Here is a 12,590-nt window from a genome sequence, read left to right as displayed (position 1 = left end):
ATGTTGCGCCGCACCGGCTGCCCGTACCGAAAAAAACGGCCGCCCAGGATGCCGCCGCCGGATATTCCGGCAATAAAAAACCGCATCCGGGGATGCGGTTTTCAGAATGGCCGGGATGGTTCAGTATGCGCCCGGCGGCGGCCCGTAGTACACCGGCGCGGGCCCGTAATACCCCGGAGGGGGCGGCGGCGCGTAATAGTAATAGCGGCGCGGATGATAGACATAGGCGGTAGCCTGGCGCTGGCTCTCGACCTGGTTGCCCTTGCTGTACATGCATTGGGTATAGGTCATGTCGTAGCGCTGCTGCATCGAATAGTTGCCGCCGGCGGCCGCATTGCTGCCCGCGGCGCTGCCCACCAGCAAGCCGCCGCCGGCGCCGATGGCCGCACCGGCGCCGGCATTGCCCGACGCCGCGCCTACCAATGCGCCGGCCACGGCGCCGACGGCAGTGCCCACGGCGGCGCTGTTGACCGTATTGTTCTGGGTCTGCTGCGCCTGGCCGCCAATGGCTTCCTGCGCGTATTGCTGGCACTGCATCTGGTCGGCGCGGAACTGTTCATAACTCTTGCCCTTGCCCGGCATGGCCATGACCGACGGGCCGGCCGGCACGCTGACGCAACCGCCCAGCGCCAGCAAGGCGCCGATGGCGGTGGCCGTTGTGGCTGTCTTGTAGATGGGTTTCACGATATGTCCTCGATGTTTCCTGGATGTTTCCTGTTTCGCCGGCGGCGGCGTGGCACGGCAAGCTCCGCTCCGGATGCGCGCCGCGGTTATTGCGGCGGCGCGCCCGGGGTGCCTGGCGTGTTGGGCACCACTTTCATCCAGTTGCTGGGGCAGCTCTGGACGTAGGGGTAGTAAGCCTTCGATTCCGGGCAGTAGTACCAGTAATCCTGGCGCGGCTGCTCGATGTAGACCGGCGGCGGCGCGCGTTCGATATAGACCGGCGGGGGATAGTAGACCGGCGGCGGCACCCATATCGGCCCGCCGATCACTACCCCGCCATAAAAACGGGGATGCGCATAAGTCGCCGCGCTGGCCATCAGGCCGGCCACGGCAAGCGCGCCACACATTCCGATTGCCGCTAACTTTTTCATTGTTCGCCTCTGCGAATTACCACCCTCCGGCCGCGCCTGCGGCCGGTCTCCTGTCGCGCCTTGCCTGCATTTCCTGCCTGCAGCTTTTTCCTCAATCCCGGCAATCCCACGCCAGGCCTGCCTGCAAGCGCATCGGGCGCATGAAAGCAATATACGCCGCGCTCCGCCGGAAAACCTGAGTTGTTTCAATTCGTAACCCAAATAAATATTGCTATACATAAGGCTGCAAGGTCTTTGCAATCGGGGCCCTGGATGGTCGCTGCGAGGATGACAACGGGATGGCGGGAATTGGGGCACACGGGCTCCGGAAAAGGAAGCGAGGCATGGACGCCATCGCCCATGCCCCGCTCATGCCATGCTTGCCGGCCGGGAAAATCAGCCCGGCCGGGTCATCTCTTCCGGCTTGATCCACTCGGCGAATTGCTGCTCGGTCACATAGCCCAGCGCCAGGGCGGCTTGCTTGAGGGTGGTGCCGTCGTGGTGAGCCTGCTTGGCGATCTTGGCGGCCTTGTCGTAGCCGATGTGCGGCGCCAGCGCGGTCACCAGCATCAGCGAACGCTCCATCAGGTCGGCGATGCGTTCGCGGTTGGCTTCGATGCCGCGCGCGCAGTGCTCCTCGAAGCTGGCCATGCCGTCGGCCAGCAGGCGCACGCTTTGCAGGAAGTTATGGATGATCACCGGCTTGAAGACGTTGAGCTCGAAATTGCCGGATGCGCCGCCGATATTGAGCGCGACGTCGTTGCCGAACACCTGGGCGCACAGCATGGTCAGCGCTTCGCATTGGGTCGGGTTGACCTTGCCGGGCATGATGGAGCTGCCCGGCTCGTTTTCCGGAATGGTGATTTCGCCCAGGCCCGAGCGCGGGCCGGAAGCCAGCCAGCGTACGTCGTTGGCGATCTTCATCAACGCCGCCGCCAATGTTTTGAGGCCGCCGTGGGCCGCCACCAGCGCATCATGCCCGGCCAGCGCGGCGAACTTGTTGGGCGCGGTCTTGAAGGGGAAGCCGAAATGCCTGGCCAGCTCCGCTGCGACGCGCTCGCCGAATTCGGGATGGGCGTTCAGGCCGGTGCCCACCGCGGTGCCGCCGGCGGCCAGCTCGGACACGCCGTTGAGCGTGGCGATGATGGCCGCTTCGGCATGCGCCAGTTGGGCCACATAGCCGGAGAATTCCTGTCCCAGCGTCAACGGCGTGGCGTCCTGCAAGTGGGTGCGGCCGATCTTGACCACGTCGGCGAATTTGGCGGATTTTTCCTCCAGGGTGGCGCGCAGCTTGTGCAGCGAGGGGATCAGGTGCGCCGCCACCGCCATGCAGGCCGCCACATGCATGGCCGTCGGGAAGATGTCGTTGGACGACTGGGCGCGGTTGACGTCGTCGTTGGGGTGGATCAGGCGTTCTTCGCCGCGCACGCCGCCCAGGATTTCCGAGGCGCGGTTGGCCAGCACTTCGTTCATGTTCATGTTGCTCTGGGTGCCGGAACCGGTCTGCCAGACCGACAGCGGGAACTCCAGCGGATGCTTGCCGGCGATGACTTCGTCGGCGGCGGCGATGATGGCGTCCGCCTTCTTGCCATCGAGCTTGCCCAGGTCGCGGTTGACGCTGGCGCAGGCGCGCTTGACTGCCGCCAGCGCCACGATCAGCTCGGCCGGCATGCGTTCGGTGGAAATGCGGAAGTGATGCAGCGAGCGTTCGGTCTGTGCGCCCCACAGCCTGTCGTCCGGGACTTCGATCAGGCCAAAGGTATCGCGCTCCATGCGGTGTTTCATGATGCTTCTTCTCCGTAAGTATGGGAAGCCACCCGGACAGGCGGCGCAAGCGGGTGCGCGCCTCCTCCCGAAACAGCTTCCGAAGGCCGGGAACGGCCCGATAACCCCGTACGGCTCTGGCTAAGCACTGGCTGAGCAATATGAGATGCTGAAACCGACACCGCGCGGCATGGCCGGGCGGGATATTCAAACGTTCTTAGTTTAGCTGCTGGCGGGGCCGTCTGCAGGAAGCAGCGGCGGGAAGTGCTGGCGGTTCTGGTGCTGGCGATTCTGATGCTGTGGCGGCGCGCCCCGGCGCCGTTGCCATGCAAGCGGGCTTATGCGCCCGGCTTGCCGCCCGCGGGAGGATCCGGCAGGATACAGGCGTCGAGCACCTGCAGGTCATTGTCCTTGGCGAAGTTGACGACGAAGTGGTAGGCCAGCGGATCGAGATCGCGCAGCGCCTGGTTGACCGCCACGGAGCGGATGCCGTTGATCATCGTCGGCAACACGTAGGGAGAGTACTTCAGGTGGGCATTGCGCCCGCCCGAACCTTCAGGGCGGAAGCACGACATCACGCCGCATAGCCGTTCCGCCCAGTCGCTGGGACGAAACTGCCTGCCATCCGAGGTTTGCCCGAGAATGATGAATTCTTGCGCCGGCGCGTTGGAGGGTTTGATGGGATCAGCCATACGTGCAGTTCTTCTAAAGCGCTTGCAACCGAATGCCCTTGTCCTGTTGGGACCGGAGCCCTGAGTTCCGAGGTGCCTTCGCAATCGATGCGTGGGTGCCTGCGGCTGTATGTATTATATCTTATAGAAGACCTGGCTTCTACCGGTCTTCCGTCCCGCCCGGCCTCCCCGCCGCTGATTGCCGCCTGCCGCCGCTTGCGGCCCTTCATATTGCCGGGCCACAGCCTTTGTCCAGCCTGCATGCAATGCCAGGCGGCAAGTTTCCCCTCTCGTGCGAAAACGGAAGTATACCGGCATGCGCAGCCATGCGCCAAAAAACAAGCGGGCCTGAGCCCGCTTGCTTGTTCATCCCGAGGGGCGTCAGCCCATCCACACCGCCACCGACAGCAGCAGCAGCAGGAACATCCACAGCAGCAAAGCGCGCCAGACCAGGCCCACCGTACTTTGCAGCGTGCGCGGTGACGGCGTATCGCCGGGCAGGCCATCGGTTTCTTCCGGCAAGGTGTCGACCGTGGTGGCGTCGACCGGCAGGACGATGCCGGCCGCGGCTTCCTTGGCGGTGCCGAAGCGCACGCCCATCGCGCCGCCGCCTGCGGCCAGGATGATGCCGGCCGCCTCATCGTCCCAGCGGCTGGCGAAGTTGCGCCAGGCGTAGATCGCGTCCTCGAAGTTGCCCACCACGGCGAATGCGGCCGCGGTCAGGCGCGCCGGGATCCAGTCGATCCAATAGAAGGCGCGCGCGGCGAAACGGCCGAAGGCCTCGTATTTCATATGATCGGGCTCGTTCCAGGCGCGCGACAGGTATTCGGAGACGCGGTACATCACTGCCAGCGCGGGGCCGGCCGGCATCAGGAACCAGAAAAACACGCCGAACACATGGCGATGGGTGGTGATCAGCGCGCGTTCGGCGGCGATGCGGGAGATTTCGCTCACATCCATGCCGGCGGTGTCCTGCTTGGTCCATTCGGCCAGCAGCGCGCGCGCCGTCATTTCATCGCCGCCGTTCAATGCCAGCTGGATCGAGGTGAAGTAATGGCTGTAGTGGCGAAAACCCAGCGTCAGGTAGACGATCAGCACGTTCCATGCGAACGCCGCAATCGGGCTGATGTGCAGGCACAGCCAATAGATGAGCGCGGCGGGAACGGTCAATGCGCCGACCATTACCGCCCAGCCGAGCCGGCCGTGGTGCGCGTGGCCGGCATTGAACCACCCCTCTATGCTGCCGGCGAAGGACTTGATCGATGCATAAATCGGATTATCCGCACGCAGTGGTTTGAGTTGTTCGATTAACAGCGCAAAGAGAATGGAGAGGAATGTCATCAAGCGGCCTTAGGTGTCTCTATAGCCAGTACGATAGCGCAGTGCATGATGGGAATCAAACAATTGATTCGCCCGTAGGGTTTAATGCACGGCAAGCGCTGTCCGGCCTGTGCCTCAGCTACGCAGAAAATGGAAAAGATTGCGCAGCATGCCGGCCGTGGCGCCCCAGATGAAATAGCGCTGGTAAGGCATGGTATAGAAACTGCGGCGGCCTACCGGCAGCGGCAGGTCGACCGAGCGGCGCTGGTGGTTGAAGCCGTCCATCAGGAACGCCAGCGGCACCTCGAAGATCTCGGCCACTTCGCGCGGGTCGGCGACGGTGTCGAACGGCGGCTGGATCAGGCCGGCAACGGGGGTGACGCGATAGCCGGTGCCAGTCAGGTAATCCGGCAAGGAACCGATGACTTCGACATGGCTGCGCGGCAGCCCGATTTCCTCTTCGGTCTCGCGCAGCGCGGTATCGATGGCCGAACTGTCGTAGTCTTCACGCCGCCCGCCCGGGAAACTGATCTGGCCGGCGTGGTCTTTCAGGTCGGCGGTGCGCTGGGTAAACAACACGGTCAGGCCTTCGGGGCGCAGCACGATGGGAATCAACACCGAGGCCAGCCGGAACCGCCCCTTGGCATCGGCCAGGCGGGCCAACTGGTCGCCGCTGTGCTCCGGCTCCCAGCGCGGCGGATCGGCGAAGCGCCGGCGCAGCCAATCGGCATTCAGGCGCGCAGCCTCCAGCGCGCCCTCGCCGGCGACGGCATCCACTGGAAGAATGACAGGGTCGAAACTGGCCACGGTGATCGGCTTAGTGTTTGCAGCCCGGAACCGGGCGGAAATGAAAAAGGGGCGTCGCGAGACACCCCTTTTCCTGAAGCATAAGCATGCCGGGAATTACTCAGCAGCCTTTGCAGCGCGGCTGGGCAGCTTTTCCTTGATACGAGCCGACTTGCCCGAACGCTCACGCAGGTAGTACAGCTTGGCGCGACGGACATCGCCACGGCGCTTGACTTCGATCGAAGCGATCAGCGGCGAGTACAGCTGGAAAGTACGCTCCACGCCTTCACCGGAGGAAATCTTGCGGACGATGAAGTTGGAATTCAGGCCGCGGTTGCGACGTGCGATCACGACGCCTTCGTAGGCCTGGGCGCGCTTGCGGGTGCCTTCAACCACGTTGACGCTCACGATGACGGTGTCGCCGGGTGCGAAGTCGGGGATGTTCTTGGCGAGACGCGCGATCTCTTCTTGCTCGAGTTGCTGGATCAGATCCATTTTTTGCTCCTGTAACCATCTTGCTGGCGCCCGGCGCCTTGCGGCCTGCCTTGTTGCCCAGTAGAGGATGGGGTTTCAATCACAACGGCGAAAGGCCGTTGCACGTTGCTGCATGTGGCAACCCTTGGCAGCCAAAGCTGCCGGCGCCGCCACATCTACTACTTCTTTACGCGATGCATCGCATTTCTTTTGCGGCATCGACGCGGCCTGCATTGTCAGCAGAGCTTACTGCAAACCGCTCAAAAACTTTTCATCGGCACTGCTCAGCAGGCCGTTTTCGCGCGCCCTGGCGATCAGGTCGGGGCGCTTGGCCTGGGTCGCCTCCAGCGCCCGCTGGCGACGCCATTTCTGGATCTCGGCATGGTGGCCGCCAAGCAGAATGGCCGGCACCGCCTCGCCTTCGTACTCTTCCGGCCGCGTATAGTGCGGACAATCGAGCAGGCCGTTGACGAAACTGTCTTCCACCGCCGACGCGCCATCGTTGAGGGCGCCCGGCAACAGGCGGATCACTGCATCCATCAGCGCCATCGCCGGCAACTCGCCGCCGGAGAGGACAAAATCGCCGATGCTGATCTCTTCATCCACATGCTTGTCGAGCAGGCGCTGGTCGATCGCTTCATAGCGCCCGCACAGCAGCACCACACCCGCATCCTGCGACAGCCTGACCACACGCTCATGGGTGAGCGGCGCGCCTTGCGGCGACAGGTACACCACGCGCGGCGCGGCCAGGCCCAAATCCTGCTGGCGCTGTTTGGCAGCGCCAATGGCTGCCTGCAACGGCTTGGCCAGCATCACCATCCCGGGGCCGCCGCCGTATGGGCGGTCATCCACGGTGCGGTGGTTGTCGGTGGTGAAATCGCGCGGATTCCACAGCGACAACTCCCAGCGTTTCTGCTCCAGCGCCCGGCGGGTAATGCCCGACTGCGTCAGCGCCGCGAACATCTCGGGAAACAGAGTGACGACATCGAACTGCATCACGCCTCCATTTCCATGAAACCTTGTTTGATATCGGCGCTATGGCAACGACCGGAAATGAAAAAACTGACCGTAGTCAGTAGTCCAGTCCCCAGTCGACGATGATCTTCTTTTCTTCTTGCTGCACCGTCTTGACGAACTGGCCGACAAACGGGATCAGCAACTCGGGTTGGCTGGCCGGTTTCCCTTCGGCGCCCTGTCCGGCTTCCTGCACCGGCATGGCCACGCGCAGGATGGGATGGGCGCCGTTGTCCATCATGTCGGCCACCACGCCCAGCTGTTCGCCCTGCAGGTTTTCCACGGAGGCGCCGATCAGGTCGACCCAGTAGAACTCGTCGTCGTCCAGCGCCGGGAAGTGCTTGCGGGAGATATAGACCACATTGCCCTTGAGCGCTTCGGCGGCATTGCGATCGGCCACGCCGGTCAGGCGGGCGACGACATCGCCGCTATGCCCCTTGGACTGCATGACTTCGGCATCCTGCTTGGGCAGGCCGGATTTCTCCAGCCACCAGGTTTTCGCATTCAGCAAGGCATCGGCTTGCGCCGAATACGGACGCACGCGAATCCAGCCCTGAATGCCGTAGGCTCCCGTCACATGGCCGACGATCACGAGATCGCCGGGTGCTTCGATGCCTGCCTGGACTGGATTATTCACTGATACGCCACATCTGGCCCGCTTCCATGCGCCACAATGGGCAGGAAAACAGACCGGACAAACTTAATTAAGCAGCAGCCTTCTTGCCAGCGTCGGCAACCAGACGGGCAACGGTCGGCGACAATTGCGCACCAACGCCTTGCCAGTGGGCCAGACGGTCGGCAGCGATGCGCACGACTTCTTCCTTGCCCGATGCAACCGGGTTGTAGAAGCCGATACGCTCGATGAAACGGCCGTCGCGGCGATTGCGCGAGTCGGTTGCAACGATGTTGTAGAAGGGGCGCTTCTTGGCGCCGCCACGAGCTAAACGAATAACGACCATAATGGTTCCAGTAAGAATACGGACACGGAAAAGCCGCAAATTATAACGGACTTCCACACCCTACGGCAACCTGATTACCGCTTTTGTGTGCCTAACCAACGCAGAAAGGTCGCAAAAACCGCCGATTCCGATGCCAAATTACATCAAGGCAAGGGCTGCACAAGCCTCTCGCGCGCGTATCGATGACAAAATAACAAAGACGCCCTGCCCTTTCCCGCAAGTAAGATGTCTGCGGCGATCAGCTATACTTGGCCGATATCCATACGACAACATCGCTGCCGGCCGCAACGCCGCGCGCACACAATGAGACCAGGCATGAGCAATCCAAGTACGCACAAGAACAAGACCCTGGCCACCCTGATCGCCGCCGTGCTGGGCGGCATCGGCCTCCACCGTTTTTACCTCCACGGCATGCGCGACCGCTTCGGCTGGCTGCACGTCTTCTCGGTTCCGCTCTCGCTGGCGCTGATGGCCGCCTACCCGCAGGCGCCGCAATTGTTTACCGCCCTGCCCTTTGTGCTGTCCATCCTGTGCGGTTGCCTGGAAGCGCTGGTGCTCGGCCTCACGCCCGATAACAAATGGGACCTCAAACATAACCCCGCCAGCGGCCGGCAATCGGAATCGCACTGGATCCTGGCCGTGATCATCGTCTTGACGGTCGGCGTAGGCGCAATGGGCCTGATCGCCCTGCTGGCGCGCAGCTTCGACCTGCTGTTTACCGGCGGCGCATTCGGCTGAGACCGGCCGTCGCCAAGACAAAGCCCGGAAGGCCTGCTACGGCCTTCCGGGCTTTTTCATCGCTTCCCGATCAGGAATCGGGCCCAGGGCCCCGTTCAGAACTGCTCTTCGCTCAACGCCAGCACCGATTGCGCGCCATCGACGATGGCAGTACGGTAAGCCAGCGCTTGCGGCAGGATCTGGTCGGCAAAGAAGCGCGCGGTGGCCAGCTTGGCCTCATGAAACCCGGCATCGCCTTCGCCCGCCTTCAGCCTGGCCGCAGAGATAGCCGCGGCACGCGCCATCTGCCAGCCGCCCAGCACCACGCCGGCCATCTTCAGATAGGTCACGCTGCCGGCGAACACCGACTTGATGTCGCCCTTGATGTTGGCCACCACGTAGTCGACCACCTCTTCCAGCGCGCCGGCCGCCTCGTTCAGGCGCAGGCCGATAGGCGTCAACCCGGCATCGCCCTCCAGCCCGGCAGCGGTCTTGCGCACCTGGGCGATGATGCCCTTGGCAACGGCGCCGCCATCGCGCGCGGTCTTGCGGCCGACCAGGTCGTTGGCCTGGATCGCGGTAGTGCCTTCGTAGATCGACAGGATGCGCGCGTCGCGGTAGTACTGCGCGGCGCCGGTCTCTTCGATGAAGCCCATGCCGCCATGCACCTGCACGCCGGTTGAGGTGACATCGATGGCCAGCTCGGTCGACCAGCCCTTGACGATGGGCACCAGGTATTCATAGAAGGCCTGGTTGGCCTTGCGCGTGGCCTCGTCCGGATGGAAGTGCGCGACGTCCGAGGTAGCGGCAGCGACATAGGCCAGCGCGCGCGCGCCCTCGATCTGGGCGCGCATCGACATCAGCATGCGGCGCACGTCCGGCTGGTGAATGATGGTGACGGCGCCGGCGGAACCGGCCAGGTCGCGCGACTGCACGCGTTCCCTGGCGTAAGCGACGGCCTTCTGGTAAGCGCGCTCGGACACCGCCAGGCCCTGGATGCCGACCGCGAAACGCGCCGCGTTCATCATGATGAACATATATTCCAGGCCACGGTTTTCCTCGCCCACCAGCGTGCCGATGGCGCCGCCGTGGTCGCCGAACTGCAGCACCGCGGTCGGGCTGGCCTTGATGCCCAGCTTGTGCTCGATCGAGACGCAATGCACGTCGTTGCGCTCGCCCAGCGAGCCGTCGGCGTTGACCAGGAACTTGGGCACGACAAACAGCGAGATGCCCTTGACGCCCTCCGGCGCATTCGGCGTGCGCGCCAGCACCAGGTGCACGATGTTCTCGGCCATGTCGTGCTCGCCGTAGGTGATGAAGATCTTGGTGCCGGACAGCTTGTAGGTGCCGTCGCCCTGCGGCACCGCGCGCGTGCGCACCAGCGCCAGGTCGGAGCCGGCCTGCGGCTCGGTCAGGTTCATCGTGCCGGTCCATTTGCCGGAGATGAAGTTGGCAATGTAGGTTTCCTGCTGCTCCTTGGTGCCGGCGGTCATCAGCGCCTCGATGGTGCCGTCGGTCAGCAGCGGGCACAGCGCGAAGGACAGGTTGGCCGAGTTCAGCATCTCGATGCAGGGCGTGGCCAGCAGCTTGGGCAAACCCTGGCCGCCGAATTCGACCGGATGCTGCACGCCTTGCCAGCCGGCTTCGCCGAACTGCTTGAAGGCTTCCTTGAAGCCGGCGCTGGTGGTGACTTTACCGTCAGTCCAGTAGCTGGGCTGCTGGTCGCCGGAATGGTTCAGCGGCGCCACCACTTCGCTGCAGAACTTGGCATTCTCTTCCAGGATGGCCTCGGCCGTCTCCGGCGTGGCATCCTCGCAGCCCGGCATGGCGTTGACCTCGGCCAACCCTGCCAGCTCGTTCATGACGAACAACATATCCTTCAATGGCGCGGTGTAACTCATCTCCAACCTCCTGAGTGAAACGCTCTGCGTCGTTTCCTGCTTGCGAAAAAATGCCTCCGGCGGCAAAAACAAAGCGGCGCCGGATGAAAATACCCCGGCGTAAGCCGGGGCAAAAACTACCGTGGAACCTGCCTGGGTCAGCCCAGTTGCTTGACCAGTTCGGGCACGACCTCGAACAGGTCGCCGACGATGCCGTAGTCGGCCACCGAGAAGATCGGCGCTTCCTCATCCTTGTTGATCGCCACGATCACCTTGGAATCCTTCATGCCCGCCAAATGCTGGATCGCGCCCGAGATGCCGACCGCGATGTAGAGCTGCGGCGCCACGATCTTGCCGGTCTGGCCAACTTGCCAGTCGTTGGGCACGTAACCGGCGTCCACTGCCGCGCGCGAAGCGCCCATGGCGGCATTCAGCTTGTCGGCCAGCGGCTCCAGGATCTTGAAGCTTTCCGACGAGCCCATGCCGCGCCCGCCCGAGACGATGATCTTGGCCGCGGTCAGTTCCGGACGGTCCGACTTGGCCACCTCGCGGCCGACGAAGCTGGACTTGCCCGAATCGGCCACGGCCGGAATGCTTTCCACCGCTGCCGAACCGCCTTGCGCGGCCTGGTCGAAACCGGTGGTGCGCACGGTGATGACCTTGATCGGGTCGATCGATTGCACGGTGGCAATCGCATTGCCGGCATAGATCGGGCGCTCGAAGGTATCGGGCGAATCGACCTTGGTGATGTCGGAAATCTGCGCCACATCCAGCCTGGCGGCCACGCGCGGCAGGATGTTCTTGCCGTAGGCGGTGGCCGGCGCCAGGATGTGGCTGTAGTCGCGGGCGATGGCCAGGACTTGTTCCGCCACGTTCTCGGCCAGGCCGTCGGCGAATTGCGCGCCGTCGGCCAGCAGCACCTTGGCCACGCCCGCCACTTGTGCGGCGGCGTCGGCTGCAGCCTTGGCGTTGGCGCCGGCGACCAGGACGTGGACATCGCCGCCGGCCTGCACGGCGGCGGTGATGGTGTTGAGGGTGCTGCCTTTCAGGCTGGCGTTGTCGTGTTCGGCAATAACGAGTGCGGTCATGATCAGATCACCTTTGCTTCATTTTTCAGTTTGGCCACCAGCGTCGCGACGTCCGGCACCTTCACGCCGGCGCTGCGCTTGGGCGGCTCGGCGACCTTCAGCGTCTTCACGCGCGGCGCCACATCCACGCCCAGTTCGTCGGGCTTGACGATATCCAGCTGTTTCTTCTTGGCCTTCATGATGTTGGGCAGCGTCACGTAACGCGGCTCGTTCAGGCGCAGGTCGGTGGTGATGATGGCCGGCAGGCTCAGGGCCAGGGTTTCCAGGCCGCCGTCCACTTCGCGGGTCACGGTGACCTTGCCGTCTTCCAGCACCACCTTGGAGGCGAAGGTGGCTTGCGGCCAGCCCAGCAAGGCAGCCAGCATCTGGCCGGTCTGGTTGCAGTCGTCGTCGATGGCCTGCTTGCCCAGGATGATCAGCTGCGGCTGTTCCTTCTCGGCCAGCGCCTTGAGGATCTTGGCCACGGCCAGCGGCTGCAGTTCCACGTCCGCGCCGACTTCGGCCAGGATGCCGCGGTCGGCGCCGATGGCCATCGCGGTGCGCAGGGTTTCCTGGCATTGCGCCACGCCGGCGGAAACGGCGATGACCTCGGTCACCTTGCCGCCTTCCTTCAGACGCACGGCTTCTTCCACCGCGATTTCGTCAAACGGGTTCATCGACATCTTGACGTTCGCAATATCCACGCCCGTGCCGTCGCTCTTGACCCGCACCTTCACGTTGTAATCCACTACGCGCTTGACTGGTACTAATACTTTCATCGCATGGCCCTTGAAAAATCGAATTGACGTAAACGTAAAATTTTGCGGAATTATAAAAGCAAAACGAAGCGCTCACCAAAATTTAG

At 63.5% G+C, this 12,590-nt stretch carries 14 protein-coding genes; 1 reads left to right on the top strand and 13 read right to left on the bottom strand.

Annotated elements, in window-relative coordinates; all coding sequences use genetic code 11:
- Window positions 1-120: 120 nt before the first annotated feature.
- From FB597_RS12155 to rpsP, 10 genes are all read right to left on the bottom strand, one after another.
- Window positions 121-684 (bottom strand): glycine zipper family protein, encoded by a 564-nt coding sequence (locus FB597_RS12155; RefSeq protein ID WP_144769662.1) that lies wholly within the window; start codon window positions 682-684, stop codon window positions 121-123.
- Between the two features lie 86 nt (window positions 685-770).
- Window positions 771-1,094, bottom strand: coding sequence for a hypothetical protein (locus FB597_RS12150; protein ID WP_141912594.1), 324 nt, complete (start codon window positions 1,092-1,094; stop codon window positions 771-773).
- Between the two features lie 375 nt (window positions 1,095-1,469).
- Window positions 1,470-2,858, bottom strand: a complete 1,389-nt coding sequence (gene fumC, locus FB597_RS12145; protein WP_141912593.1) for a class II fumarate hydratase — start codon at window positions 2,856-2,858, stop codon at window positions 1,470-1,472.
- Between the two features lie 317 nt (window positions 2,859-3,175).
- On the bottom strand, window positions 3,176-3,529 hold the full coding sequence (locus FB597_RS12140) for a DUF3579 domain-containing protein (RefSeq protein ID WP_144769661.1): 354 nt from the start codon (window positions 3,527-3,529) through the stop codon (window positions 3,176-3,178).
- A 360-nt stretch (window positions 3,530-3,889) separates the two neighbouring features.
- Window positions 3,890-4,849 carry a CobD/CbiB family protein gene (locus FB597_RS12135; protein ID WP_141912589.1) on the bottom strand — a complete coding sequence of 320 codons (960 nt, stop codon included), beginning with the start codon at window positions 4,847-4,849 and terminating at the stop codon, window positions 3,890-3,892.
- A gap of 114 nt (window positions 4,850-4,963) precedes the next feature.
- Window positions 4,964-5,635, bottom strand: coding sequence for a CoA pyrophosphatase (locus FB597_RS12130; protein WP_144769660.1), 672 nt, complete (start codon window positions 5,633-5,635; stop codon window positions 4,964-4,966).
- 96 nt (window positions 5,636-5,731) lie between these two features.
- Window positions 5,732-6,109: a 50S ribosomal protein L19 gene (gene rplS / locus FB597_RS12125; RefSeq protein WP_141912584.1), complete on the bottom strand. Its 378-nt coding sequence runs from the start codon at window positions 6,107-6,109 to the stop codon at window positions 5,732-5,734.
- A gap of 225 nt (window positions 6,110-6,334) precedes the next feature.
- On the bottom strand, window positions 6,335-7,084 hold the full coding sequence (gene trmD / locus FB597_RS12120; protein WP_141912582.1) for a tRNA (guanosine(37)-N1)-methyltransferase TrmD: 750 nt from the start codon (window positions 7,082-7,084) through the stop codon (window positions 6,335-6,337).
- Window positions 7,085-7,160: 76 nt separating this feature from the next.
- Window positions 7,161-7,739 (bottom strand): ribosome maturation factor RimM, encoded by a 579-nt coding sequence (gene rimM, locus FB597_RS12115; RefSeq protein WP_144769659.1) that lies wholly within the window; start codon window positions 7,737-7,739, stop codon window positions 7,161-7,163.
- Window positions 7,740-7,806: 67 nt separating this feature from the next.
- Window positions 7,807-8,061: a 30S ribosomal protein S16 gene (gene rpsP, locus FB597_RS12110; protein ID WP_141913335.1), complete on the bottom strand. Its 255-nt coding sequence runs from the start codon at window positions 8,059-8,061 to the stop codon at window positions 7,807-7,809.
- A 315-nt stretch (window positions 8,062-8,376) separates the two neighbouring features.
- Between rpsP and FB597_RS12105 the strand changes: the two genes are divergently transcribed.
- Window positions 8,377-8,799 (top strand): NINE protein, encoded by a 423-nt coding sequence (locus FB597_RS12105; RefSeq protein ID WP_144769658.1) that lies wholly within the window; start codon window positions 8,377-8,379, stop codon window positions 8,797-8,799.
- A gap of 95 nt (window positions 8,800-8,894) precedes the next feature.
- Here FB597_RS12105 and FB597_RS12100 read toward each other — a convergent pair whose 3' ends face one another.
- The 3 genes from FB597_RS12100 to FB597_RS12090 all read right to left on the bottom strand — a co-directional run bounded on the left by FB597_RS12100 (window position 8,895) and on the right by FB597_RS12090 (window position 12,504).
- Window positions 8,895-10,679, bottom strand: a complete 1,785-nt coding sequence (locus FB597_RS12100) for an acyl-CoA dehydrogenase (protein ID WP_144769657.1) — start codon at window positions 10,677-10,679, stop codon at window positions 8,895-8,897.
- Between the two features lie 137 nt (window positions 10,680-10,816).
- Entirely contained in the window at window positions 10,817-11,746 is a 930-nt protein-coding gene (locus FB597_RS12095; RefSeq protein ID WP_144769656.1) for an electron transfer flavoprotein subunit alpha/FixB family protein, read from the bottom strand.
- A 2-nt stretch (window positions 11,747-11,748) separates the two neighbouring features.
- On the bottom strand, window positions 11,749-12,504 hold the full coding sequence (locus FB597_RS12090) for an electron transfer flavoprotein subunit beta/FixA family protein (RefSeq protein ID WP_144769655.1): 756 nt from the start codon (window positions 12,502-12,504) through the stop codon (window positions 11,749-11,751).
- Window positions 12,505-12,590: the final 86 nt, after the last annotated feature.

Origin of the sequence: Herbaspirillum sp. SJZ099, from assembly GCF_007828355.1 — a bacterium.
Classification (GTDB): domain Bacteria; phylum Pseudomonadota; class Gammaproteobacteria; order Burkholderiales; family Burkholderiaceae_D; genus Herbaspirillum.
This window is presented reverse-complemented; position numbering and strand designations above follow the sequence as displayed.

Excerpts from the sequence above, each read along its gene's own strand:
- trmD (WP_141912582.1), bottom strand. The coding sequence starts at position 7,084 with ATGCAGTTCGATGTCGTCACTCTGTTTCCCGAGATGTTCGCGGCGCTG.
- rplS (WP_141912584.1), bottom strand. The coding sequence starts at position 6,109 with ATGGATCTGATCCAGCAACTCGAGCAAGAAGAGATCGCGCGTCTCGCC.
- rpsP (WP_141913335.1), bottom strand. The coding sequence starts at position 8,061 with ATGGTCGTTATTCGTTTAGCTCGTGGCGGCGCCAAGAAGCGCCCCTTC.
- FB597_RS12135 (WP_141912589.1), bottom strand. The coding sequence starts at position 4,849 with ATGACATTCCTCTCCATTCTCTTTGCGCTGTTAATCGAACAACTCAAA.
- FB597_RS12090 (WP_144769655.1), bottom strand. The coding sequence starts at position 12,504 with ATGAAAGTATTAGTACCAGTCAAGCGCGTAGTGGATTACAACGTGAAG.
- FB597_RS12100 (WP_144769657.1), bottom strand. The coding sequence starts at position 10,679 with ATGAGTTACACCGCGCCATTGAAGGATATGTTGTTCGTCATGAACGAG.
- fumC (WP_141912593.1), bottom strand. The coding sequence starts at position 2,858 with ATGAAACACCGCATGGAGCGCGATACCTTTGGCCTGATCGAAGTCCCG.
- FB597_RS12095 (WP_144769656.1), bottom strand. The coding sequence starts at position 11,746 with ATGACCGCACTCGTTATTGCCGAACACGACAACGCCAGCCTGAAAGGC.
- FB597_RS12150 (WP_141912594.1), bottom strand. The coding sequence starts at position 1,094 with ATGAAAAAGTTAGCGGCAATCGGAATGTGTGGCGCGCTTGCCGTGGCC.
- FB597_RS12140 (WP_144769661.1), bottom strand. The coding sequence starts at position 3,529 with ATGGCTGATCCCATCAAACCCTCCAACGCGCCGGCGCAAGAATTCATC.
- FB597_RS12105 (WP_144769658.1), top strand. The coding sequence starts at position 8,377 with ATGAGCAATCCAAGTACGCACAAGAACAAGACCCTGGCCACCCTGATC.